We start from the raw sequence: 23,883 nt of genomic DNA on the forward strand, positions 1-23,883 counted from the left end.
TGACTATTGAGCATTGACTAGGCTTCATTGGAGCGGTCTTCAAACTGTTGACGGCGACGTTGTTGTTGCCGGCGACGGGGTTCGCGTTCACGGTCTCCACGGTCACGGTCACGGTCACGGTCACGTTCTCTGGCTGGTTGGGTGGGAGCCTGTTCTTGACCAGGAATAATTTCTCCTTTAAATACCCAAACTTTAATACCGAGGATCCCGTAAATTGTCTTAGCTGTGCAGCCAGAGTAGTCAATATCAGCACGCAAGGTATGGAGAGGAACTCTGCCTTCACGGGTCCACTCTGTCCGGGCAATTTCTGCACCGTTGAGCCGACCACCGATTTGGATTTTAATTCCTTGTACTCCTGCCCTTTGCGCCCGTTGAATTGCTTGACGGACAACTCGACGGAAGGAAACACGACGTTCTAATTGTTGAGCAATGTATTCAGCAATTAGATAGGCATCAGCATCAACTCGTTGGATTTCGACTACATTAATGCGAATTTGGCGATTACCACCCAATGCCCCTTGCAGTCCCAACCGTAATGATTCAATACCTTGACCACCACGACCTACAACCACACCTGGTCTGGCTGTACGTACTTCTAGGTCAATTTGATCGGCTTTGCGCTCGATTCTCACTTCGGAAATCCCGGCGTTATTTTGCGCGTATCTACCTAGTTTTTGTTCAATGTATTGACGGAGTTTGTAATCTTCTTGTAGAAGTTCTGGATAACGGTCAGGTTCTGCAAACCAACGGGATTGGTGTTCTTGTGTTATACCCAGTCGAAAGCCGACTGGATGAATTTTCTGTCCCACAAATGCTTCCTCTAAAATTTCTGACTGTACGCAATTTTCTTGTGCCTATAAAGCTGTTTACTCAGCAGTAGCGCCGGCGGAAACCGCAACAGTTATATGACACGTTGGCTTGCGAATTTGGTAAGCTCGACCTTGCGCTCTGGGCTGAAACCGTTTTAGCACTGGACCTTGATCAGCGTAGGCTTGACTAATTACCAAGTCACCCCGGTCTAGTCCAGCATTATGCTCGGCATTAGCTGCGGCACTTCTGAGAACCTTTAATATTGGTTCACAAGCACCATAGGGCATAAATTCGAGAATGATTAGTGCTTCTCGGTAGGAACGCCCGCGAATTTGATCAAGTACACGGCGCACTTTATAGGGAGAAATGCGTATATAACGGGCGATCGCTTTTACTTCAGTAGTAGTATCAGTTGCCATAAGTTAATTGTAGATTGCGATTATCTCCCTGATTTTTTGTCACTTTTGCCATGACCTCTGTAGGTACGAGTAGGAGCAAATTCTCCCAATTTATGACCTACCATTTGTTCATTGACAAATACAGGAACGTGCTGCCGTCCATTGTGAACAGCGATAGTATGACCTACCATCAAGGGTAAAATTGTCGAAGCTCTCGACCAGGTTTTAACCACTTGTTTTTCATTTTTTGCATTCAACTTCTCAATTTTCTTGAGGAGATGGTCAGCAATAAACGGACCTTTTTTTAAAGAACGACCCATAGTGCAATTTTCGATTTTGGATTTTGGATTTTCAATTTCTGAATTTTGGATTTTGGATAACTAAGCTGTCCCATATTAGGCCTCAAAAACTTTGAAAGCTTAAAAATAGACCCAATCTAAAATCCAAAATTTAAAATCTCAAATTCTAGGACTGACGGCCACCACGTCCACGTTTAGAGGATTTGCGCCGACGACGGATAATTAATTTAGTGCTTGCTTTCTTGCGCTTACGGGTCTTAGCACCCAATGTAGGTTTACCCCAAGGTGTTACAGGACCGGATCTACCGATAGGCGCTCTTCCCTCACCACCACCATGGGGGTGATCCACAGGGTTCATGACGCTACCTCTAACCTTGGGACGACGGCCTTTCCAGCGATTCCGTCCAGCTTTACCAGCACTCAGGTTTCTCGCGTCTGTATTACCGACTTGGCCAATGGTGGCGTAGCAATCACGGCGAATCAAGCGGACTTCACCTGAAGGTAATTTTAAAGTTACATAGTTGCCTTCTTTAGCGACAACTTGGGCAGTTGCACCAGCAGCACGGACGATTTGACCGCCTTTACCTGGAGTCATTTCCACGTTGTGAACATTACTGCCCAGGGGGATATTTGACAGTGGCAAAGCATTACCATCTTCAATGGGAGAATCAGGTCCTGCAATCACCTTTGTGCCTACAGTCATGCCATTGGGTTGCAAAATGTAACGTTTTTCGCCATCTTCGTACAATAACAAAGCGATCCGCGCATTCCGGTTAGGATCGTATTCAATGGCTGTAACTGTTGCCCAGACATTCCGCTTATCTCGCTTAAAGTCAATAATGCGGTAAAGTTGTTTGTGTCCGCCACCCCGACGACGGCTGGTTATCCGCCCTTGATTGTTCCGACCTTTGGGACGATGAACTGATTCAGTTAATGATTTTTCTGGCTCAGTTTTGGTAATTTCAGCAAAGTCGGAGATTGTAACTTGGCGAGTACTGGGGGTATAAGGGCGATAAGAACGAGTACCCATAGTTGAATTTTGAATTTTGGATTAATCAATTTTGGATTTTAGATTTTAGATTTTAGATTGTTTCTGATCTCAAATCTCTCATCTAAAATTTCTAGACTTCTGGGAAGAGAACTTTTCTAATTTTTTCTTCGTCCCCAGGAGCAACGGTGACAATAGCTCGCTTATATTGGGGCTTATAACCAATAAATCTACCTACACGTTTTTGTTTCCGTGGTGGGTTAGCGGTATTGATTTTGACGACCTTAACTGCAAATAGGTCTTCAATGGCGGCTCTGATTTGTGGTTTAGTGGCTTTAGGAGTTACTTCAAATGTATATTTGTTTTGCTCCATGAGCATGGTCGCTTTTTCGGTGAGAATGGGGCGACGCACTAAATCGGGTAGGTCACGGGTGGCAACTAGTTTAGACACTGTAGACCTCCTGAATCTTCTCTATAGTTGATGATGTGACAACAATTTTGTCAGCATGGAGCAGGTCGTAAACGTTTAACTGGTTAGCAGGAATCAGTTTTAAGTTTTCAATGTTCCGGGCTGATAAAAGCACGTTTTCTGCAATTTCCGACAAAATCAACAGTGTTTTTTGTTCCGGTGCAGCACCCCATCTAGCTAATGCGGCCACGAGTTCCTTTGTTTTAGGACGTTGTAACTCGTTGCTAAATTCCTCAACAATTATTAAGTCTTCAGCACGACTAATAAAGGCTGTTCGCAATGCCAAACGGCGTTCTTTGCGGTTCATTTGTAGGTTAAAATCTCTGGGCTTAGGTCCAAAGATCACACCACCACCACGCCATAATGGTGAACGAATAGAACCTGCACGGGCGCGACCTGTGCCTTTTTGCCGCCAAGGTTTACGACCACCACCACGAACTTCGGCACGAGTTTTAGTGCTGGCAGTTCCCTGGCGAGAATTGGTCATTTGTCTGACTAGGGCGCGGTGTACGATATGCGCCGCTGTTGTTTCTTTGGCAACTCGTAAGTCAAAGCTGGTTTCCCCAACTTGCTCTCCTTGCCAATTTTTAATTACACTCTCTACCATCTTTGTGTCCTTTGTCAGTTGTCAGTTGTCTTTTTTTGCCAATGACCAATGACTATTTTTTACCAACTTTCTTTGCCGGGAGAACGTTAACTAAAGCTCCTGGTTTACCAGGAATAGCTCCCTTAATGATGATTAAGTTACGTTCTGTATCTACTCTTACTACTGTCAGTTTGCGAATTGTGACACGAGTACCGCCTAAACGTCCTGCCATCCTTTTCCCGGGATAAACACGACCTGGGGTTGTACCAGCCCCAATAGAACCTGGCGCTCTGTGGTTTTTAGAACCGTGGGACATAGGTCCACGACCGAAGTTGTTACGCTTCTGGTTGCCGGCAAAACCGCGACCGATACTTGTGCCAACTACATCTACAATTTCACCAGCACTAAAAATGTCTGCTTTAATTTCTTGACCTAAAGCATAATCTCCAGCACTATCGGTGCGATATTCATTCAAATGACGGACAGCCGGGGCAGATGATTTAGCCAAATGTCCCAACAATGGTCTGTTCAGTGCCTTGGGTTTAACTTCACCATAACCAACTTGAATGGCTGCATAACCGTCGGTCTGTTTTGTTTTAACTTGTGTAACGGTGCATGGACCTGCTTGGATGACGGTGACAGGAATAGATACTCCTTCTTCATCAAAGATTTGGGTCATGCCCAGCTTGGTGCCGAGAATACCTACAGACACAGTTACTGGTTCTCCTTCCTAATTTGACTAATGGAAATTGGAAGTTTTGTCACGGTTGCTTGAGGGAACTTTACCTTCAGAAATTTGGACTGGTGTTAAGCAGTGCAAATTATTGGCAACGCAACAATTCTTGCTCTTTCTGTTTTAGTGAATTTGTTTATTTTCACTTACCTAATCTAATCACCATCACAAGAATAGTTTCCTACCCTATTGAGAAGGTGTTACTTCTACTTAATGCGAGGCTTGATTGCTTTGCGCTGTGTGCAGCAATGCTTTCGTCCAAGCAGTTGCTTTGGCACTCTACCGTTGTAGTGGGACTTAAGTGGTTATTGACCCTCAGTATCCGTTTCCTGACCATTAACATAATGCCATAAAACCAACATTATTGCTCAGGAACTACTTCTCTTAATAGTTTAAACTATTGTTTGAGGTCTGGCCTAATTTTTTAGGATTTACGGGAGTGATTTGCTGTGGGAGCCTACATAAGATTTTGGCTCTCGGTTTGTGTCCTAGCTTTTTTAGTTTAGCAGTCTCTTGTCTAGATAAGCTAATTTATTCTTCTGGGGGAACTAACTAGAATATCAGATGCTAGGACTGGCTGATAACTCTAAAATAAGATGGCTATCTAATTTACTATTCGGTCACAATCTAACATTGTAAACCATTCATTAATTTTTGTCTAGTATTTTTTTAGATATTTTTAGATATATTATTGGGATGCTGATAGGGGGGTGATTTTGCCTAGATTTTAGCTTGAGATTCTCAAGGTTGATGAAAATATGCAGCTTCATTTAACTTAATCTACTAGCAGAGAGTGAATAATAGAGATATCTGAGATGGGATAGGAAGAAAATCTATGGCCTTAATTACCACTGGTAACGGTTTCATCCGCAATTTGGAGAAGTTTGGTGCGTTGGGTGTTTATGTTCCTCTGGAAGGGGGCTATGAAGGTCGCTATTTGCGCCGTTTGCGGGCTGCTGGCTATGTTGGCCTCCATATTACTGCTAGAGGATTAGGTGACGTGGCTGCATATCTGACTCAGGTTCATGGTGTGAGACCGCCACATTTGGGTAAAAAAAGCACTGGTAGTGGTGCTGCGGTGGGTGATGTATATTATTTACCACCCATACTCGATTCTCATTTAGCACAATTACCTCCTAAGTCGAAGGGGTTAGTATTGTGGATAATTGAGGGACATATTTTGTCTGATCAGGAAGTTGAGTATTTAATGGATTTACCCAAATTAGAACCAAGGGTTAAAGTAGTAATTGAGAGAGGTGGAGATCGCACTTTCCGCTGGAAACCTCTAGAAAAGACTCTGTTAGCTAGTTAGGGGATTTCCTGCCGTTCGCCCGTACAATGGTCAGTGGTCAGTTGTCGTTTGACTGACTGCTGGCTGTGGTTGTGACATCGAAACAATATCAAAACAATATAGTGAATCAGGGAAAATCAACCAATTCCTTCTAATTTGGCGTGAAGGTAATAAAGCGAAAATGAGACGTAAATCTTCTAACAATAGACCGACTAATACCCCTAAAGCCTCTATTTTCCAATCTCCGATTTTTAACTTCGCCAGCATTGCCATTTTTGGGGGGGTGCTGATTTTGGGAATTGGAATTGGGATTGCATTTAGTTCTACAACTACATTGAGTTCATCAAATGTGGCTTCCCGGGAGTTCATTGACACTAAAGCGCCAAATCCTGAGATTTGCGTCCAGTATGGAGCTAGTGCAATGGTGATGGATGCTAGATTATTTGTCACTCTTAATCCTTTTAATGTTTATGTTGCCCAGCCTAATATCCGTCCTGGATGTGTAATTCGTCAAAATAACTGGGCAATTTTGGAAAATAAAAAACTTGTGACTTCAGATCAGGTCAGGGAATGTAAAAATCGTTTGAATACCTTTGGCTTTACAGGGGACTTAGACAGCGAAAAGCCGGATATTAGATGTATATATCAAAATGAATCGGCTCAAAATTTCTTTTTATCTCAACCTGGGGCTGTGGGAACTCCTCAAGATACGGAAAGATTTTAAATATATAGGACTTACGCGAGTGTCACACAAAATAATATTTTTGTGTTTTTCGTGGAGGCTTTAGCCCTGATTATTTTCCTGTAGCATCTTGAAGAGAGGTCTAAAGTTCTGACTACAATAAGACTTACCCGCAGGTTACGGAATAATCAACCACGAAGGAGCGAAGATCACGAAGGAAAGAGGCTTTGAAAGATATTTTGCGTAAGTCCTGATTATATGTAGGATATTATGCCTGTTGCGTAGGTGCTGATAGTCTGGGTGGCGTAGCCTGTCTAAAATTTTTGTATGGGTAGGGGTTGACCAAATTCGATAATGGGAATTTCTGTAGGGTTGTTTGGGGAATTATTTTTGTTGACTGTAGGCTTAGGAAACATTGCTGAAGGGATGGGTGAATTGGGGACTGATGCGGGATTTTGAGAATTTAGAGGTGGTACAGTGACAAAAGGTTGTTGGGGGTTGGTAATCAAGTTTGTGGATGGTGGTAGGGTGGTGGAGAGATTTTGGGCGGGGGAAAAGGTAATATGGGGACTAAAGACCCAGCGCGTGGGTTTTTGTGGGGAAAGGGGCAAAAGTTGTATTTGATTGGATTGTAACTGAGTTCCTGGCGCTAAATCAAGAACTATGCGGGTGACGTTTTCGTTCATTTGAGAAATGCGAATTTTCTGAATTGCACCTGAGTATTCTTTTTGGGTGGGGACTTGACCGAGTTTGGTGTTAGGCAAATCAAGCACTAAACGTGGTGGTTCGGGAAGGTAAAAATATTGAGGTTTTACGGTAGCTGAGAGGTTAATTTTTAATTGCTGTGCTTTGGGGTTAAATTGCCAATTATCCAATTGTGCGACTGCTTGGGCAAAACTGATACTAGGGCTGAGAATAATTAGGGCAAATAAGCTCACCCTCATCGCTGGCAGAATTTGATTATTGCTAATTTTCATGACTTGATTATTTGGGGTTGGGATGTTTAGCACAGTGTACCGACTATCAAAAGTTAGGAATTGGGAATTATTTCTTGGGTATTAATTGCTGGTAACAGAGAGGTCAGATGTGAGGTAATTTGACTGTAACGACGGGTAATGAGTAAAGAAGAACGACATTGAATGGCGAGTTGATCTGTGTATCTTCCTAATGTTTGACGTTCAATTCCCCAGAGACGACTAGTACCAACAATAGTTAAATCAACATTTTCTGAAGCAGTAATTACTGTTCGCATTGGGTCTGGAGTGGTGACGGTGTTGATCTGAATCCGATCGCGGACACTCTTAGGTAATTGCCCCATCATGGCGTTAAGTTCATAACTTAGTTCGTCTGGGGTGTGATGTCCTTTAAATACCTGTAAAACTTGCAACATACAAGTATCATGGTTAATGAGCATTCTCAAAGCGATGATCAGGGCTAAATCGTCATGAATGTTAGCCGAGTAGGGAACTAATAAACTTTCAATAGCGTCTCCACCTTTATCTACAAATACGGCTACGTCTACTGGTGTAGTGCTAAGAATTTGTCCAACTCTTCCCCCTAAACGATTGTTACTAAAAGCGGGACGATGCCAGCCAACGAGAACTAGGTCTGACATGACAATTTTGGCGGCTATTTGTGCTGTTTCTCTGGCGACATTGCTAGATATCCGAACTATGGGATGGATATAGGAGCGTGTTTCTGGTGGTTCTAGGGTAGCGATTAATTCTTCTAGTTTTTGACGACGTTCGGCTATGAGTCTATCGGCTTCGTTGGGGCTACTCTCAAAGCTATAGTCTTCTTCGAGTTCAATGAAACTGAGGGGATAAACTACGGCGGGTTGTCGGTTGTTGATGGCGATCGCTGCTGCTAATTGTAACAAACCTTTTTGGGTGTCGGGATTAGCTACTGGAACTAAAATCCGATATTGTGATGAATAGGGTTCACTAATTTCTGGTGGGGTTTCTGGTGGAATTTCTGCTTCTGGTTCAACAATATCTAATCTAATCAGGCGTTTAGGATATGTCCATTCTAGTAATGGTGAGGTCATGAATGTTGTCACCAAGGCCATAATTACTAACATGGTGAAAAGCAAGGGTGTAATTACTTTTAATTCTAACCCGATATTCAAGACGATTAACTCGGTTAAACCACGAGTATTCATTAACCAACCCAGGGCGGAAGATTCTCGTTTGTCAATGCCGCTGAACCTAGCTGCTACATAAGCACCAATATATTTACCGCCAATTGCCACTAATAAAATCAAGGCAGACAATAGCCATAACTTAGGACTGTTGAGTAAACCAATTTGTGTTTTTAAACCACTGTAGGCGAAGAATATTGGTAATAGAAAGATGAGGACAAAATCTTCAGTTTTGATGGCCAATTCTCTGACTAATTCCTCATCTTTGGGCATGACTGCGCCTAACAGGAATGCGCCAAAAATCAGATGAATACCGATAAATTCCGTAATTAAAGCGGAGGAAACAACCCCCATATAAATTACAGCCAGGAGGAATTGACTCAAGCGCCCAGCCCGACGATGATGTTTACTCAAACGTTTGAGAAACCAACGTCCAACTGTGAACATGAAGCCAATATAAACAATACTTTCAATAATAGTGAGAACGGCCTGTTGATCAATGCTACCATGACGAGCAACGGCGATCGCTACGGCCAAAATACACCAAGCTGTGACATCATCCACTGCGGCGCAAGTCAAAGCTAATGTGCCTAAACGAGTTCCCTGTAAGTTGTTTTCGGTAATAATTCGCGCCAAAACAGGAAAGGCAGTAATTGACATTGCTGCCCCTAAAAATAAAGCAAAAGGAGCAAAATTGACATTACTACTGGAAACTAAAGGATACAGTACGAAAGATAATACAAATGCAGAAGCGAAAGGAACAATAATACTGAGATTGGAAATGAGAATGGCAGTTTTTAAGTTACCACTCAGATATTTGGGATTTAATTCTAACCCAATCAAAAACATGAAAAATATTAGCCCTATTTGCGATAAAACGTTCAAATAAGGCATTGTTTCTGATGGAAAGAGATGATGTGCTAGATCAGGAGCAATTAAACCAAATAATGATGGACCAAGCATAATGCCGGCGAATATCTCACCAATTACCAATGGTTGTTTAATTGCTTTAAATCCCAGTCCTACAAGTCTTGAGAGTCCAATAACAATTAGCACTTGAACTAGAACGAGAACAACTGTGTGCATAGTTTCCCCACTAACGATTACCAGATTTGACGCAGATAATTTTTGATAACTGTGAATATTGTCAATATGATTAGATACATCTGGAGACCATTTTTATTGGTTTGAGATGTTAGTCATGGTTACTTTACCATCTTAATGGTTAATGCTAAAAATAACTAACTATCAATTTATTGATTAAACTAGAAATAATTTGACAATCAGCAATAATAAAACAAATTAAAGAGAATCTAGGATTTATAACTGTTGATCAAGAAATTATTTAATCCAAAAAGTTAATCATATAGAATTTACGCAAAAAATCACGAAACCGGGGGTAATTAATGAATTACCCATAAGCAATAATCAGGTTTATGGCTAGGCCACAACTGCTATCAATAATATTTTCGATATTTATCATGTCATAAATGCTGTCAGTTACGTGAGTATTGGTCACCAGAATCAAGTCAAAATATGGACTTTGATAGTGATTTCCCAGTAAATGTACCACATATCTGGGAGGAGCAGCCAGAATTTCGGCGATCAAGCCAGAGAATATAGTTCAAAAATGACGAAAACTGGCATTAGTCGGGGATTCTCAAGGAGAAAATTTATTTTTATAGTCAAAAAACTTGTAAATATTGCGTTAATTTTTGTTAAGATTGAATACGGCGTTAGTTTTGCCCCTTTTCCTACCCAAGAGACACTTCATGCTGCGACTAGAACATATCAGTAAAATTTATCCTACAGGCGAAGTTCTTAAAGATATCAACTGGGAAGTCAAACCAGGAGATCGTATTGGTTTAGTTGGTGTTAATGGTGCGGGAAAATCTACCCAACTGAAAATTATCTCTGGGGAGATTGAACCGACTGCTGGGGAAATTATTCGTCCGGCTAGTTTACATATAGCTTATCTTAACCAAGAGTTTGAGGTTGACCCCACTCGCACAGTCAGAGAGGAGTTTTGGACTGTATTTAAAGAAGCTAACGAGGTACAGTTAGCTTTGTCTCACATACCTCGTGAGATGGAAACTGCCTCTCCAGAAGAGTTAGATGAATTAATTCACAAACTAGACAGGTTGCAGCGGCAATTTGAAGCTTTAGACGGATATAACTTAGACTCCCGCATTGGTAAAATATTACCAGAAATGGGATTTCAATTGGAAGATAGTGATCGCCTAGTGAGTGCTTTTTCTGGCGGTTGGCAAATGCGAATGAGTTTAGGTAAAATCCTCCTCCAAAAACCCGATTTATTACTATTGGACGAGCCGACAAACCACTTAGATTTAGAAACTATTGAGTGGTTAGAAAATTACCTCAGAGGTTTAATTACCCCGATGGTGATAGTTTCCCATGACCGGGAATTTCTGGATCGTCTTTGTAACCAAATTGTAGAAACTGAACGGGGTGTTTCTAGTTCTTACCTGGGTAATTACTCATCATACCTACAACAAAAAGCAGAAAATCAATCGGCACAGTTGAACGCTTATGAACGTCAACAAAAAGAACTAGAAAAACAACAAGCATTTGTAGATAAATTCCGCGCTAGTGCTACCCGCAGTACCCAGGCAAAAAGTAGAGAAAAGCAACTAGACAAAATTGAACGCATCGAAGCACCTGTAGGCGGAGTCAGAACCCTACATTTCCGTTTTCCTGATGCTAGTCGTAGCGGTAGAGAGGTAGTAGAAATTAAGGACTTAACCCATATTTATGGAGATAAAATTCTATTTTTATCCGCAAATCTGTTAGTAGAAAGAGGAGACAGAATTGCGTTTCTAGGTCCTAATGGTGCGGGTAAATCCACACTTTTGAAAATGATTATGGGTGTGGAAAAACCCACAGAAGGGATTGTTAAATTAGGAGATCACAACGTTATTGCTGGTTACTTTGAACAAAACCAAGCGGAAGCGTTAGATCTAAATAAAACTGTCATGGAAACCATTCATGATGAAGTTCCTGAATGGACAAATGAAGAAGTTCGCACACTGTTAGGAAGATTCTTATTTACTGGTGATACCGTATTTAAGAAAGTTGGGGCATTAAGTGGAGGTGAAAAAGCTCGGTTAGCGTTGGCGAAAATGCTATTGCGTCCAGCGAATTTAATCATTTTAGATGAGCCTACCAATCACTTAGATATTCCAGCGAAGGAAATGATGGAAGAGGCCTTACAAAATTATGATGGTACAGCCCTTGTAGTTTCCCATGATCGTTATTTTATTTCCCAAGTAGCTAATAAAATAGTAGAAATTCGTGATGGTGAATTTCGGGTTTACTTAGGAGATTATCACTATTATCTGGATAAGAAAGCCGAAGAAAAAGAATTAGCAGAATTGGCAGCAGCAGAAGCGGAAAAAGCCGCAAAAAAAGCTGCCAAAGCTGCCAAAGCCGGAGCAAAACGAAAGTAGGTAATATCGGCAAATGGGTGACTGATTGTGATTCTGGCTTTCTGTCACCTGTTTTTTAAGCAGCAATTTACATCTCCCGGTTCGCCCATTTTTTAAGGAGTTAGGAAACAGCTTTACGGTACTTATCCTTGTATAACCCGATTTTATTTATTGGCAGGTGCTGAAATCCAAACTTGTAAGCAGCCGAGTCGGACTTTAGTTGCAAGAGATCATCATCTGGGACTACAAAGCTGACATCGTTCTTAATTAAATTTCCCTCGATAGTAATAGTCTTGTCGGTCAGTTTGTTCTTTAACTTTAACCAGCCGTCACCAAAATAGACGTTACGTATAATTTTATTGCCTTTGGGAACGCCATATTCATCTTCTAAAATTTTCACCAATTGAGGGTAGCGGATACTGTAGGGCGGATGTTTATAGTTCATATCTTCCAGCTTTTCCACCATTCTCCAATTACCTCCGCGAGCAGCACTGGCTTTTGCCCAGCCTAAAATACGTGCATCTACAGATATTGAAATCTTATTTTTAACAAAGATGTTGTTCTCTACTGTGTTATCACGTCCGCCACCGATTAACACGCCCTGCTGCACTTTATAGAATAGGTTACCATAGATTGTTGTACCGCTAGTACCGTCGTCAAGGTACACTGCCATAACAAGAGTAGAGTGAGTAGAGTTGTTTTGCTTTTGAAGTCCGTACAGGTGGTGAAAATAGTTATAGCGGATGATGTTCCCTTGCTGGGTGTAGTCTCCACCCATATAAAATGCCCCAGCATCATTAGTTTCTAAGCAAACGTGGTGGATATTGTTGAACTCAATGATGTGATCGTTGCCGCTAAGAAGAATAGCATTGTGGGGCGCGTCATGAATCAAATTATGTGAGATCAGATTACCAACACCTTGAATAGAAATGCCTGCTCGGTACGTCTTCACCCACCTAGCATAATTATGAATGTGATTATTGATAGCATAGTGCTTTGCTGGTGTCAGGGTTTTGCGATCGCCTCCATTCAAGACTATACCCGTTTCACCAATGTTATATACATCGCTGCTAATGACACCGTGGCGGATTCCTCCCTTAATTTCCACCCCATTTGTACCAAGGTTACGAATTTGACAGCCTGCAACCAAGACGTTCTCCCCCTTAACTATCCTAAGGGCTGCACCTCTGGAATCTTCAAATATCAGACCACTCAGGGTAATATAAGATGCAGCATTTAGGGAAACCAGTGGCTCTTTCATCATAGAAACAATAGCCCGGTTGTTTTCCACAGGTGTTGGTGGCCAAAAATAGAGAATGCCAGTTTGACGATGCAAATAATATTCACCGGGGGTGTCCAATTCTTCTAGGAGGTTAAGGACGTAATAACGCTTGCCCTTTGTGTAGCCATAGACCCCGTGGGGCGGCTCAGTAGCAATTTCGTGAGTCTGTGTGTTGATCAGCTTGACTTTTTCATAGGAGTCTGCCCAATCCCAAGTCCAGTAGCCGTGTAACCAAATATCCCGCTTATTATTCCATAGCTGAGGGCGATTGCCGTCATAAGTGAACCTACCACCATTCTTTCCCGCCGGCACATCGGCGATTTTTAGATCACCCTGGTTAGGCCAACGTGCTATGTGCATGGGTTGGTCTGCAAAAAACAGTTCTAAGGGAGAAGGATGATCGGGTCTTCCGAAGCCGCGTGGTGAGAGTTGTCCGTAATCTGTAATCCCCTGTGCTTTCAGATCGACTTGTAGGATCTTGCCACGGGCGACAGGTTGCATCTGCTTGAGGATACTGTGATCATTAACAGGGTAGAAATCCCGGATCTCCTTTCCCCCAGATAGGCGAACTTGCTCATTTAAGTAGGGACGGTAAACAATAGGCGAATCCTTTGTGCCGCTATCTTCTGCATTCAGGATAAATGGTACCTTACGTTCATAAATGCCCCCACGTAGGTAGACAGTAACGCCGCCTTTAGGGAATTTACGCCCCTTTTTCAGAGTACGGATCTGATCACGCACCCGCTCAAGTGTCTGGAATGGTCCATCGGTCTTCTCTGAATTAGGGGCTGCAATCTCACCTGACCAGGTATCGTTTCCTAAAGGAGAAACGTATAGGTTTACTGGTGTCGAACTGGCATTTGCTCCTAATATAGTGCAGCAAATAACAAGTATCAGCCCAATGCAGAAATACCATAGAGTTTGCAACCTTATACTGATGTACATTTGGTATCTGTTCCTGAAAGCTAATCCAAAATTAATTATACCCGTGAGGTGTATATATATAAGGTGGATTGACTCTTTTATTCTTGGAGAGGTTTCCCGTTTCCAATAGATAAGTTATCTACTATTAAAAAAATAAAGTGAAATCCTGATGAGACAAGAATTTTAAAAAGCTGACTGGTAAATGCTGACCGGGGACTGGGATAAGATCAACAGAATTTAACTTCCATAAATGATTAGCAATGGTATCATTCAAGTATTACAAAAAGTAAAGGGCGATTTTACTATGACCAAAGCACCTGTTGCTCCTGTGGTGCTAGTCATTCTAGATGGATGGGGCTACTGTGAGGAAAAGCGAGGAAACGCTATTATTGCTGCCAAAACTCCCGTCATGGACAGTTTATGGGCAGCCTATCCCCACACCCTCATTCGCACATCAGGAAAAGCCGTAGGGTTGCCAGAAGGTCAAATGGGCAACTCGGAAGTTGGTCATTTGAACATTGGCGCTGGTCGGGTCGTACCGCAAGAACTGGTACGGATCTCAGATGCTGTAGAAGACGGTTCTTTAAGGGTAAACCCAGCCCTGGTGAAAATTTGCCAGGAAGTCCGTTCCACTAATGGCAAGTTACATCTAGTGGGGCTTTGTTCTGATGGGGGGGTGCATTCCCATATTACCCATCTATTGGGACTACTTGACTTAGCCAAAGAACAGCAAGTTTCACAAGTTTGTATCCATGGGATTACTGATGGCCGTGACACGAAACCGAAAGATGGAATCAGGTTTATCCAGCAGCTAGAAGAATACATAGAGGATATTGGTATTGGTGAAATTACCACTATTAGTGGTCGCTATTATGCCATGGATCGTGATCACCGCTGGGATCGAGTCCAACGGGCTTACGATGTAATGACAACAGACGGTGCAGGCAATGGACTCTCGGCTGTAGAGATATTGCAAGCATCCTACGCTGAAGGTATTACTGATGAGTTTATTCTCCCCGTCCGTTTGCAACCAGGTGCCGTAGAATCGGGTGATGGGGTAATATTTTTTAATTTCCGTCCTGACCGTGCTAGAGAACTAACTCAAGCTTTTGTCAGTAAAACTTTTAACGGTTTTGAAAGACGGCAAATTGTGCCGCTTTCTTTTGTAACTTTTACCCAATATGATCCAGAATTACCCGTTTCTGTGGCTTTCGAGCCTCAAAACCTGACTAATATTCTGGGTGAAGTTATCGCTAACCGTGGTTTAAAACAGTTTAGAACTGCGGAAACGGAAAAATACGCTCATGTCACCTATTTCTTTAATGGGGGAATGGAAGAGGCTTGTGTGGGAGAAGACCGGGAATTGGTCAGTAGTCCCATGGTAGCGACCTATGATCAAGCCCCAGCGATGTCAGCACAAGCTGTGACGGATGTGGCGATCGCTGCTATTAAAAAAGGCATCTACTCCCTAGTAGTGATGAACTATGCTAACCCTGATATGGTAGGGCATACGGGACAAATACCGGCTACAGTAACAGCTATTGAAACGGTAGATCTTTGTTTGGGTCGTCTGATTGATACAATTGGTAAAGCTGGTGGTACGGCAATTATTACTGCTGATCACGGCAATGCTGAGTATATGCTAGATGAGGGCGGTAATCCTTGGACAGCGCATACTACCAACCCAGTTCCCTTAATTTTGGTAGAGGGTGAAAAAACCAAAATACCGGGATATGGAACAAATGTGGAATTAAGAAATGATGGCAAATTAGCCGATATTGCCCCAACTATTCTGGATATTTTACAAATATCCCAACCCCAGGAAATGACCGGGCGATCATTACTCAAAGCCGCAGAATATGATTTACAATTAACTCGTACTCCTGTACAGGTGGGCTTGTAAAATTGTAAAATGTTAGGGGTTTAGTCCTGGTGACTGGAAGTCGCAGCTACACAATCAAAGTCCGCCGGCGCGGACTCAAGAAAAATCAAGATTTTGAAACCTACGCTGGTGGGTTTTGCCTGTGTAGACGCGGTTTCTAACCGCCAATTTAGCTAAATCCCTGATTGTTTGATGACTTCTTATAACCAACATTTCTAATATGACAATTACTAACATCGTACAAGGTATTTGGGCATTTTCTGCTCTTGGTTTAATTGTTCTGGTTTTGTTACATAGTCCTAAAGGTGACGGAATTGGTGCTATTGGTGGACAAGCACAATTGTTCACAAGTACCAAAAGTGCCGAAAATACTTTAAATAGAGTTACTTGGGCGTTAACGGTGGTTTTTATGGGTTTGACTGTGGTTTTAAGTGCTAATTGGTTGCCCAAGTAGTTGCGAATGAAAATGGGGAAAATGGGGAAAATTACCCAAAATCAACGATTTTGGCGACGGTTAATGGCAGTTCTGATTTTAGCAATAAGTACAGGACTGTTAGTTATTTTTACTGATTTTCCAATTAATGCTGTTTTCAGCGAACAGGAGAGAAATTTTCAATTATCTAATTCTCTATCTGTTCTGAAAAAGCACCATTCTTTACCACCAAATCTGGTAAAATGGCACGATAAAACAAATAGTGGTGATTATTTTGATCAAATCAAATCTACTAAAGTTGGTTATTTAATTTGGTCAAACTTTCCGGCAAAGGTGAATATAGAAATACCAAAAGATATTAGTGAAAAACAATCACAAATATGGGTTGGCAATGTTTTAAAAGCAGTTGAAGAATGGAGTATTTATTTACCTTTACAGGTAGTAGAAAAATCCGATATTGCTGATATTAAAATTATTCGTAAAGTTCCACCTTTACAACTTGAACCTAATAGTAAAATACCTCGTGCGCGTTCGGCTTTAACTACTTATGATTTATATACTGCAAATAATATTCTATCTCACAGGTTTACAATTCTGTTGAGTCCCAGTCAAACTGGTGAATATGTACTATCGGCAGCGCGTCATGAACTTGGCCATGCTTTAGGTATTTGGGGTCATAGTTTGTTACCAACTGATACAATGTATTTTTCTCAAGTTCGCAAACCACCGTTTATTTCTGTTAGAGATGTAAATACTTTAAAACGGGTTTATGAACAACCTACAGGTTTGGGTTGGTCTGTTTTAGGGAAGGATTAAATTTTCCCGACGGAAAATATGATATTTTAAGATATTTTAAGATAAACGCAACCAGTTTTTGTCTAAAATCTGACCTAAAGTGTAGGGACAGAGTTCTGGTAAGTTAGTTAATTTTCTTTTGATTTTAACATAATCTAAAGCATTACTGTAAATCAGATTAGTATTTTATACTAAATTGTTGCGTAAGTTAGTGGTTAATTCTTGATGATTTGGTGACTTAGCTTAATATTTTATTAATTACGCTTATACATGGAAGATAGTTCTTCCTCGTCTCTTACATCATAACAAACTTTTCGCCCAGTGTCAATACCTTATACTTTATAATTTGCCAGTTTGGAGGCTGTTAAAACGGTTTGATGCCAACTTTATTGTTAACAGCCTCTTGATTTGATTAAACTCGACGCAGGTTCATGAGTTCTTGAGGAGATGCCAGCATATCAATAGCTACAAAAAATATTTTTCCTTCAGGATTGATCAAAAACCGCCAAGAAATATTCATACCGACAGTAACACCAAACCAAGGAGTTTGGACGATTCCTGTAATTTTCAGTTGCTTAGAACCGTCTGGTTGAACTTCACAGATACCTTGTTGCGGCATCATGTTAAGTCCTTGTGCTTCTTCGCGCATATATTTAGCGATCGCTTCCCGTCCCACAATTGGCTTTTGGAATGGTGGTTGTAGCGCACCGTCAGTAGTGAATAGCGCAATAGCAGCATCAAAATTATCTGCATTCATGGCTTCAATATAGCCTAACACAGCGGGTTCTGTAATGCCGTCAATTTTCACCGAGGAAATCACTGGAGTTGTGCGTTGGAAAGCAGGTTCTGTAGCTGCTTTGGGATAACTACTAGGACCGAGGTCAGAAGTATCAAATCCCATATCTACTACAGTATTTCGCAATACGGTAATTTGCTGACCTGGATCAAGTTTTTGTGTAGTTTCTAATACAAATTTTACACCAGGGGACATTTGATAACCAACGGGGATAGGGGTAATAACTCCCTGTTTCATCAATTCTCCTAACTCGTACCAGAACGCTAGTTTAGTATTTACACTGAAGAAACCATAGGCACGGCTAATAGGAGTATCAGCGCGACTGGCTAAATCCCGCATGACTTTTGTTTGTTCTTCACTGGACATTTGCTTAATTTGATTAAGCAAACCCTCGGCTAATTGTAAGCGTGCCGCTCCTGGTGCAGCAGGAGTAATGGTTTTACCCATTTCAGTATAAGCGTACCAAAGATAAGCTAATTGATCATCAACGTTAAGTTGATCGAACAAGGCTATAGTTGCGGGAATTGGACTAGGAACTTGAGTATTAGAAAAAATAGTTTGAGCAGACTGGATAGTTAATGCCACAATTGGAATCTCCAAGATTATGTGTTTATTAGTCGCTATGAAAACTTAAGTTAAAAATGTTTATGATGAACTTAGGTTTTATGTAAAGTAATGTAACGGAAATCTTAATTTTTGTAAAGCCATGGAAATTACGACTTGACAAAATAGATTAAATGTGGTTATTCATCATAAATGAATAAATAATAAATATCTTCCTCCTCCAGAAGTAGCTAGAGGTAAGTGCATTTTTTTATAACCATTGTAGAGACGTTTCATGAAACGTCTCTGCTAGAGGTGTTTATTGATTGTCAAGAAGAAACGATGAAATTACCTAAACACCCCAACTCAGTGTTAAAGGCCGCTGTACGACGACTTGATGATAAAGCTCTTCTAATTGGGTGATGTTATCATTCAGGGTATAGCGTTCCAATACCCGTTTTCTGGCTTTTTGTCCTAACAATGTTGTTAGTTCTGGATGATCTTGAAATAGTGGTAAGAGGGTTCTTAACTGCGATCGCACGCTTCTAGTATTAATTGCTACACCTGCACCCCGTTCTAAAACTTCTCCGTCAGCACCGACATCAGTAGCTAAACAGGCTAAACCACAGGACATTGCTTCTAATAGGGATAGGGATAGACCTTCTACCAAAGAAGGCAAAATAAATACATCAGACCCCCGTAAAATTTCGATGCGGCGATTTTCGTCAGCAATAAATCCTAACCAGATGATCCCATGTTCTCGCCCATAAAAGGATTCTAAAGAAGGTTTTAATGGACCATCACCGACAATAAGTAATTTTGTATTAATTCCCATATCTGATTGTTTCCAAGCACGCAAGAGAGATTCAACGTTTTTCTCCTGAGCGATTCTTCCTTGGTACACAAATAAACGTTCAGCGCCAAATTCTGTTTTGATTTGGGAATATCCGGGAGAATACTTAATAGGATCTACACCATTAGGAATTACAGCAATTTTGTTTTCCCGCACCCCCATATTTGAGAGTAATTCTCTCTGAATTTGGGAAAAAATAATTACGCGGTCATAATGATCTAAAAAAGGGGCATAAAGTTGATAAGCTAAGAGTTGGGTACTAGATAATAATTTTGCTCCTTTACCTGCAAATGGAGTGTGAAAAGTTGCAATTAGAGGTAAATTTAATTCTTCGCAAATTTCTGGTAAAACGAAGTCAAGAGTTGATAAAGTCAGAGAAGCGTGGACTATATCTGGTTTAATTTCTCTGAGGGAATCTTTCAAAACTTTAGTTGCTTTAAAAGAGGGAATAGTGTAAACCTGGGACTTGTAGATAAATGGTAGGGGAACTTCTTGAAAATTCGGCCAGTTGTCCGTGGTGGCTTCTTCCTGAGCGAAGTGTAGAAAACTAACCTCATGTCCTCTATCTAATAAGCCGTTGGTAATTTCTCGACTGTAGGTGACGTTACCACAAAAGGGCGTTTTTTTTCCAATCCAAGCTATACGCATTCTTTGGTTATCTATAAAAAAGGCGGGTGTCAACTATACTGTTTTAATTATGCAGTTGTGATAACAGAATTTTCGTTGATGATAAAAATTCAGTTACAGGTAATTGAAAAACTAAATAATCTTGGTAATTAAAAATTCAATAAATAACTTTATTGATGATAAATATTAAAAAGTTATGAAATATTTACTTAATCACAACTTAATATACTGATTATTTAGTTTGTTTCCAGCCAAGGCTATTTTCCATCTGACTGGATTAAGTTTAGCATGAAATTCATGATTTTGATGCAGTTGTTGATGATTTAGCATCCTCAGATGCACCAGTATTGTACCAGGTAAAGAGACCGCCGCATAAGACGATGACGGCTAGGGTAAAAAATACTGCTTTTAAGCCGATAAAAGTTTCTGCTATACCTGCTAAAGCCAGGGGGAGGGAGAGAGCAATATTAATCACATTATTTTGCAGTCCAAATACCTTACCGCGCATAGCTGGGGGTGTTTCAGTTTGAATTGCGGTTTGCATGGGTATACCGACCAAAGCGCCAAATACGCCCACTAAGGCTATAAATAAGAGTACAGGTAAGAGTTGGGTTGTAAATAATGATAAACCAATTAAAGAGGCTGTCATGCCGATACAACCGCAAAAACTGAGTTGTTTGTAGGAAAAACGTTGACCAAATTGGCCGAGAATTGTCGCCCCCACAGCAACACCGACACCTGCGGAGGCTAGTAAAAAGCCGAATTGAGAGGCTTTCATATTAGGAATAATTTCCGCCATGCGCACAGCCAGAACAGTGAGGGCTGCAAAGACAGAAAATAAGATAATTAGTTGTAATAAAGCATTACGGATGCGATGATTTTCTTGGAGATAACGTAACCCGTCGCGCAGGTCTGAGAAAACATGGGGAAATTCTGTTTCTGGGGGGTGAGGTTTTTCGTTAGTTTGGAGTAAGAATAATATTAACCCAGCGATCGCATAACTACCACCGACCAAAATTTCTTTTCCCAAGCCACCACTACCACCTAATTGTATCCACAGTTTATCTGCTAATGCTAAAACTGGTTCTCCGACTGCAAAACCAACAATTACGGAAGCCATCATTGTTGTTGTATAAAGAGAATTAGCGGAAAGCAAATCTTGTTCTTTTACTATTAAAGGAATGGCGGCTTGTTCGGCTGGTGCAAAAAATTGTGTTAGGGTAGAAACCAGAAAAGTCACACCTAAAATAATCAAGAAACCCACTGGTAAAACTCCCACAGGCTGCCAATTATGAGTGAACCATAATAAAGCAGGAATGAGTAAAACCAGAATACCGCGCCAAATATTTGATGCTACCAAAACAACTTTTTTTGACCAACGATCTACAAACACTCCAGCAAGAGAACCAAATAATACTGCGGGAATTGTAAAGGCCATCATTAAAGCGGAAACCCAACCGCTAATACTTTGATCACTAGCTTGAAACTGGCTATTAATCAAAGCGATCATTAATACTAAATAAACTTTATCAGCTAATTGACAAAAAACTTGACCTGCCCAAAGAGCCAGGAAATTCTGATTTTTTAATACAGGTAAAAAACCCGCTCGTTGATGATTTTCTGAATCTTGACCTCCCGAACCACTATCCATTATTGGTGGAGTTTCTGGTATTATTTCCGTTGCTACTGAGTCCTGATCCTGATCACAATTAATTTTGCCATTTATCTGGGTAATTTCTAGTGGTTTAGGGATATTAGTCAAGGGAATTTCTGACGTAAAACTTCCAGATTCAGAAATATTATTGAGTGATATTTCTGAACTATGAATATGACTTAGTTTAGGTGAAGAAGCAACATTATGATCTGATGATCTATGGTTTTTTTTAGCTTCGCTAGGTGAGTGAGTTCGGCTTTTTCTATCTAAATCAGACGATTGCATCATGGTTAGTGGCAAAATAAGAGTCAATCAAAGTGGCAGAGTGAATTGGTCGTTCTAAATGATACTGGACGTACTGGCGTAAAACTTGCTCAACAGCTAACCATCCAGAATAGTCGGCTGCATCTATTTGTATTATCTCTATTTCCGACAGATGTTGAAGCATAAACAGTTCTTTTCCGTTCAACAGGTAAGAAACAACTGGTAACTCCTGCTGATAAAAAACCGTTTTATCACTAGGGTCAGAGGCCAAGGATTGGGTATTGGTAACATTTGTCTTTGTTTTTCCGTTCATTTTCCGATGTTCCCATTTTCCCTGCTGTATTTGCTGTTGCAAATTTTTCCAGGCCTCTAAACAAATTATCCCACCAGAGGGAATACTAAATCCAACTTGCCAATGGGGATTTTTCCAGTCTGGAGTTAAAAACCGCTGTGTTAAGCAACAAAATTCTACTTGTGGTTTTAGACCCGCTAAATTTAAAAGCTGAAATACACCTTGAACTAAACAAGCGACTACAGCTTTTATTTCTGTTCCAGGTATATATTCTATACGCTGAATATGTTTATTAAATAATTCATAAATTTCTATTTGGGGTTGTTCGCTTAAAAATTGACATAAGACTATTTCAGCTAAATATTGACTAGCAGCTAATTTACCCAAATTCCTAGATAAACCCGGATAATTTTTAATAGTTTCAGCCTCAATAATTATATTGAGATTTTTGCCGGGAGAAATTAGTAATTCATTAATCACAAACATCCCCATTTTACCGCCCAGACTGGAATTTTGTTTACGCGCCCCAGTCGCCACTGCCCGAATTAAACCAAATTCCTGGGTAAGAATTGTGACTATTTTATCCGATTCGCCCAGGGGCTGAGTTTTGAGATTGATACCAGTTGCTTTGTAGGTTTTAGTCATTAGTTACTAGTAAAAAATTTTCATATTATCTATTCCCCGACCGGGTTATTACGTTGACGAAGTAAATCTACACCACGGGATGTGCCTAATCGAGTCGCACCAGCTATAATTAGATCTAAGGCTTCATTGTGTGTACGAATACCCCCTGATGCTTTGATTCCTACCCGATCTTTTGCGATTTCCTTTAACAGCTTAATATCTGCTACAGTTGCCCCACCATTCCAACCTGTACTGGTTTTTAAGAATGCTGCACCAGCATCCATAGCCAATTCTGCTGCTATTTTTTTCTCAGTATCAGTAAGAAGACTAGTTTCTAAAACTACCTTAACAGGCTGTCCGGCTTCTTCGCAAATTGTGGCAATTTCCTGGTGAACTTCGTCTGTTTTCCCGGCTTTTAACCAGCCTAAATTAATAACTACATCTAACTCAGTAGCGCCATTATCTACTGCTTCTTTAGCTTCATATAATTTCACGGCTGAGGTATTTGCACCATTGGGAAAGCCAATGACCGTACAAATTCGAGGATTTTTTTTATATAATAGTTCTGCTGCTTGCTTGACATAGCAGGGATTTACACAAACGGAAGCAAAGTTATATCTATATGCTTCATCGCACCATTGACTTATCTGTTCTGGGGTGGCAATTGGTAATAGCAGAGAGTGGTCAATAAATGGTGCAATATCAATGTTTGGATAGTCTAATGCCATCGTTTTTATTTTGGTGTAGAGTTTATTAAACTTGATGAAAATTAAAGTATTTCTTATATATTAAACCACAGATCAGGAGAAGTCAGAAATTAGTAGTATAGAGCGTGCGACTATTCTGGCAAACCACTGTTTAAAAAGTCAAGAATAGTTTGTGCTAATGATTTTGCTGCTAAGTATGGTACACCATTGCCAACAGTTTTAAACATATTCGTAAGTGACATATTTCCTGGGAGTGAAAAATTAGCGGGTAAAGATTGAATTGCTAAAGCTTCTGCTACAGAAATACGCCTAATTTTGTAAGGATGTAAATGGACTTCATTATTACCATTGAATTAAAAAATTAA

General features: G+C 40.7%; 23 protein-coding genes and 1 pseudogene. 6 read left to right on the plus strand and 18 right to left on the minus strand.

What is annotated here, in order from left to right; translation table 11 throughout:
- Positions 1 to 17: 17 nt before the first annotated feature.
- From rpsC to rplC, 7 genes are all read right to left on the minus strand, one after another.
- Positions 18 to 809, minus strand: a complete 792-nt coding sequence (gene rpsC / locus FFO06_RS01225) for a 30S ribosomal protein S3 (RefSeq protein ID WP_137906399.1) — start codon at positions 807 to 809, stop codon at positions 18 to 20.
- Between the two features lie 57 nt (positions 810 to 866).
- The gene (rplV, locus tag FFO06_RS01230) at positions 867 to 1,229 is read right to left on the minus strand and encodes a 50S ribosomal protein L22 (protein WP_137906400.1); all 363 of its coding nucleotides are present in this window, start codon (positions 1,227 to 1,229) and stop codon (positions 867 to 869) included.
- 20 nt (positions 1,230 to 1,249) lie between these two features.
- Positions 1,250 to 1,528 carry a 30S ribosomal protein S19 gene (gene rpsS / locus FFO06_RS01235; protein ID WP_028085257.1) on the minus strand — a complete coding sequence of 93 codons (279 nt, stop codon included), beginning with the start codon at positions 1,526 to 1,528 and terminating at the stop codon, positions 1,250 to 1,252.
- Positions 1,529 to 1,673: 145 nt separating this feature from the next.
- On the minus strand, positions 1,674 to 2,537 hold the full coding sequence (gene rplB, locus FFO06_RS01240; RefSeq protein ID WP_137906401.1) for a 50S ribosomal protein L2: 864 nt from the start codon (positions 2,535 to 2,537) through the stop codon (positions 1,674 to 1,676).
- A 91-nt stretch (positions 2,538 to 2,628) separates the two neighbouring features.
- Positions 2,629 to 2,946 carry a 50S ribosomal protein L23 gene (locus tag FFO06_RS01245; RefSeq protein WP_137906402.1) on the minus strand — a complete coding sequence of 106 codons (318 nt, stop codon included), beginning with the start codon at positions 2,944 to 2,946 and terminating at the stop codon, positions 2,629 to 2,631.
- Positions 2,939 to 3,571, minus strand: coding sequence for a 50S ribosomal protein L4 (rplD, locus tag FFO06_RS01250; RefSeq protein WP_137906403.1), 633 nt, complete (start codon positions 3,569 to 3,571; stop codon positions 2,939 to 2,941). The genes FFO06_RS01245 and rplD overlap by 8 nt, the downstream gene beginning before the upstream one ends.
- 52 nt (positions 3,572 to 3,623) lie before the next feature.
- Positions 3,624 to 4,262, minus strand: a complete 639-nt coding sequence (gene rplC, locus FFO06_RS01255; protein WP_028085261.1) for a 50S ribosomal protein L3 — start codon at positions 4,260 to 4,262, stop codon at positions 3,624 to 3,626.
- An 856-nt stretch (positions 4,263 to 5,118) separates the two neighbouring features.
- Here rplC and FFO06_RS01260 point away from each other — a divergent pair.
- Positions 5,119 to 5,595: an NAD(P)H-quinone oxidoreductase subunit N gene (locus FFO06_RS01260; RefSeq protein WP_028085262.1), complete on the plus strand. Its 477-nt coding sequence runs from the start codon at positions 5,119 to 5,121 to the stop codon at positions 5,593 to 5,595.
- Between the two features lie 30 nt (positions 5,596 to 5,625).
- Here FFO06_RS01260 and FFO06_RS21060 read toward each other — a convergent pair whose 3' ends face one another.
- Entirely contained in the window at positions 5,626 to 5,847 is a 222-nt protein-coding gene (locus FFO06_RS21060; RefSeq protein WP_190371108.1) for a hypothetical protein, read from the minus strand.
- Between FFO06_RS21060 and FFO06_RS01265 the strand changes: the two genes are divergently transcribed.
- On the plus strand, positions 5,756 to 6,298 hold the full coding sequence (locus FFO06_RS01265) for a DUF3172 domain-containing protein (RefSeq protein WP_028085263.1): 543 nt from the start codon (positions 5,756 to 5,758) through the stop codon (positions 6,296 to 6,298). The two genes, FFO06_RS21060 and FFO06_RS01265, sit on opposite strands and share 92 nt — an antisense overlap.
- A 272-nt stretch (positions 6,299 to 6,570) precedes the next feature.
- Here the strand turns inward: FFO06_RS01265 and FFO06_RS01270 are convergent, their stop codons facing one another.
- Positions 6,571 to 7,233, minus strand: a complete 663-nt coding sequence (locus FFO06_RS01270) for an AMIN domain-containing protein (RefSeq protein WP_137906404.1) — start codon at positions 7,231 to 7,233, stop codon at positions 6,571 to 6,573.
- A gap of 53 nt (positions 7,234 to 7,286) precedes the next feature.
- Positions 7,287 to 9,482 carry a cation:proton antiporter gene (locus FFO06_RS01275; protein WP_137906405.1) on the minus strand — a complete coding sequence of 732 codons (2,196 nt, stop codon included), beginning with the start codon at positions 9,480 to 9,482 and terminating at the stop codon, positions 7,287 to 7,289.
- Positions 9,483 to 10,168: 686 nt separating this feature from the next.
- On the opposite strand from FFO06_RS01275, the gene FFO06_RS01280 reads away from it, so the two are divergent.
- On the plus strand, positions 10,169 to 11,863 hold the full coding sequence (locus FFO06_RS01280; RefSeq protein ID WP_137906406.1) for an ABC-F family ATP-binding cassette domain-containing protein: 1,695 nt from the start codon (positions 10,169 to 10,171) through the stop codon (positions 11,861 to 11,863).
- 100 nt (positions 11,864 to 11,963) lie between these two features.
- On the opposite strand, the gene FFO06_RS01285 is transcribed toward FFO06_RS01280, so the two are convergent.
- Positions 11,964 to 14,069 carry a right-handed parallel beta-helix repeat-containing protein gene (locus FFO06_RS01285; RefSeq protein WP_137906407.1) on the minus strand — a complete coding sequence of 702 codons (2,106 nt, stop codon included), beginning with the start codon at positions 14,067 to 14,069 and terminating at the stop codon, positions 11,964 to 11,966.
- Between the two features lie 283 nt (positions 14,070 to 14,352).
- On the opposite strand from FFO06_RS01285, the gene gpmI reads away from it, so the two are divergent.
- The 3 genes from gpmI (at position 14,353) to FFO06_RS01300 (ending at position 17,179) form a co-directional block, all read left to right on the plus strand.
- Positions 14,353 to 15,951, plus strand: coding sequence for a 2,3-bisphosphoglycerate-independent phosphoglycerate mutase (gene gpmI / locus FFO06_RS01290; protein WP_137906408.1), 1,599 nt, complete (start codon positions 14,353 to 14,355; stop codon positions 15,949 to 15,951).
- Positions 15,952 to 16,150: 199 nt separating this feature from the next.
- Positions 16,151 to 16,384, plus strand: a complete 234-nt coding sequence (gene secG / locus FFO06_RS01295) for a preprotein translocase subunit SecG (protein WP_137906409.1) — start codon at positions 16,151 to 16,153, stop codon at positions 16,382 to 16,384.
- Positions 16,385 to 16,405: 21 nt separating this feature from the next.
- Positions 16,406 to 17,179, plus strand: a complete 774-nt coding sequence (locus tag FFO06_RS01300) for a peptidase (protein ID WP_137906410.1) — start codon at positions 16,406 to 16,408, stop codon at positions 17,177 to 17,179.
- A gap of 36 nt (positions 17,180 to 17,215) precedes the next feature.
- Here the strand turns inward: FFO06_RS01300 and FFO06_RS21770 are convergent, their stop codons facing one another.
- The 7 genes and pseudogenes from FFO06_RS21770 to FFO06_RS01335 all read right to left on the minus strand — a co-directional run.
- Positions 17,216 to 17,335: a DUF29 family protein gene (locus FFO06_RS21770; RefSeq protein WP_137906530.1), complete on the minus strand. Its 120-nt coding sequence runs from the start codon at positions 17,333 to 17,335 to the stop codon at positions 17,216 to 17,218.
- 235 nt (positions 17,336 to 17,570) lie between these two features.
- Positions 17,571 to 18,539 carry an orange carotenoid protein N-terminal domain-containing protein gene (locus FFO06_RS01310; protein ID WP_137906411.1) on the minus strand — a complete coding sequence of 323 codons (969 nt, stop codon included), beginning with the start codon at positions 18,537 to 18,539 and terminating at the stop codon, positions 17,571 to 17,573.
- Between the two features lie 310 nt (positions 18,540 to 18,849).
- Positions 18,850 to 19,998 carry a glycosyltransferase family 4 protein gene (locus FFO06_RS01315; protein WP_137906412.1) on the minus strand — a complete coding sequence of 383 codons (1,149 nt, stop codon included), beginning with the start codon at positions 19,996 to 19,998 and terminating at the stop codon, positions 18,850 to 18,852.
- Between the two features lie 274 nt (positions 19,999 to 20,272).
- Positions 20,273 to 21,919, minus strand: a complete 1,647-nt coding sequence (locus FFO06_RS01320) for an MFS transporter (RefSeq protein ID WP_137906413.1) — start codon at positions 21,917 to 21,919, stop codon at positions 20,273 to 20,275.
- Positions 21,903 to 22,832 (minus strand): DNA repair protein RecO, encoded by a 930-nt coding sequence (gene recO / locus FFO06_RS01325; RefSeq protein WP_137906414.1) that lies wholly within the window; start codon positions 22,830 to 22,832, stop codon positions 21,903 to 21,905. Before recO ends, FFO06_RS01320 begins: the two co-directional genes overlap by 17 nt.
- 29 nt (positions 22,833 to 22,861) lie before the next feature.
- The gene (gene deoC / locus FFO06_RS01330; protein ID WP_137906415.1) at positions 22,862 to 23,539 is read right to left on the minus strand and encodes a deoxyribose-phosphate aldolase; all 678 of its coding nucleotides are present in this window, start codon (positions 23,537 to 23,539) and stop codon (positions 22,862 to 22,864) included.
- 110 nt (positions 23,540 to 23,649) lie between these two features.
- Positions 23,650 to 23,865 (minus strand): annotated as a pseudogene (locus tag FFO06_RS01335) (DNA cytosine methyltransferase); the annotation flags it as partial.
- Between the last annotated feature and the right edge of the window lie 18 nt (positions 23,866 to 23,883).

The organism is Dolichospermum planctonicum, from assembly GCF_005402965.1.
Classification (GTDB): Bacteria; Cyanobacteriota; Cyanobacteriia; order Cyanobacteriales; family Nostocaceae; genus Dolichospermum; species Dolichospermum planctonicum.

Bases quoted from the DNA above. Each gene is read 5' to 3' on its own strand.
- FFO06_RS01270 (WP_137906404.1), bottom strand. From the start codon at position 7,233: ATGAAAATTAGCAATAATCAAATTCTGCCAGCGATGAGGGTGAGCTTA.
- FFO06_RS21060 (WP_190371108.1), bottom strand. From the start codon at position 5,847: ATGGCAATGCTGGCGAAGTTAAAAATCGGAGATTGGAAAATAGAGGCT.
- FFO06_RS01285 (WP_137906407.1), bottom strand. From the start codon at position 14,069: ATGTACATCAGTATAAGGTTGCAAACTCTATGGTATTTCTGCATTGGG.
- FFO06_RS01275 (WP_137906405.1), bottom strand. From the start codon at position 9,482: ATGCACACAGTTGTTCTCGTTCTAGTTCAAGTGCTAATTGTTATTGGA.
- FFO06_RS01260 (WP_028085262.1), top strand. From the start codon at position 5,119: ATGGCCTTAATTACCACTGGTAACGGTTTCATCCGCAATTTGGAGAAG.
- FFO06_RS01315 (WP_137906412.1), bottom strand. From the start codon at position 19,998: ATGCGTATAGCTTGGATTGGAAAAAAAACGCCCTTTTGTGGTAACGTC.
- gpmI (WP_137906408.1), top strand. From the start codon at position 14,353: ATGACCAAAGCACCTGTTGCTCCTGTGGTGCTAGTCATTCTAGATGGA.
- FFO06_RS01280 (WP_137906406.1), top strand. From the start codon at position 10,169: ATGCTGCGACTAGAACATATCAGTAAAATTTATCCTACAGGCGAAGTT.
- rplB (WP_137906401.1), bottom strand. From the start codon at position 2,537: ATGGGTACTCGTTCTTATCGCCCTTATACCCCCAGTACTCGCCAAGTT.
- rplV (WP_137906400.1), bottom strand. From the start codon at position 1,229: ATGGCAACTGATACTACTACTGAAGTAAAAGCGATCGCCCGTTATATA.
- rpsS (WP_028085257.1), bottom strand. From the start codon at position 1,528: ATGGGTCGTTCTTTAAAAAAAGGTCCGTTTATTGCTGACCATCTCCTC.
- FFO06_RS01300 (WP_137906410.1), top strand. From the start codon at position 16,406: ATGGGGAAAATTACCCAAAATCAACGATTTTGGCGACGGTTAATGGCA.
- FFO06_RS01320 (WP_137906413.1), bottom strand. From the start codon at position 21,919: ATGATGCAATCGTCTGATTTAGATAGAAAAAGCCGAACTCACTCACCT.
- secG (WP_137906409.1), top strand. From the start codon at position 16,151: ATGACAATTACTAACATCGTACAAGGTATTTGGGCATTTTCTGCTCTT.
- deoC (WP_137906415.1), bottom strand. From the start codon at position 23,539: ATGGCATTAGACTATCCAAACATTGATATTGCACCATTTATTGACCAC.
- recO (WP_137906414.1), bottom strand. From the start codon at position 22,832: ATGACTAAAACCTACAAAGCAACTGGTATCAATCTCAAAACTCAGCCC.
- rplD (WP_137906403.1), bottom strand. From the start codon at position 3,571: ATGGTAGAGAGTGTAATTAAAAATTGGCAAGGAGAGCAAGTTGGGGAA.
- FFO06_RS01265 (WP_028085263.1), top strand. From the start codon at position 5,756: ATGAGACGTAAATCTTCTAACAATAGACCGACTAATACCCCTAAAGCC.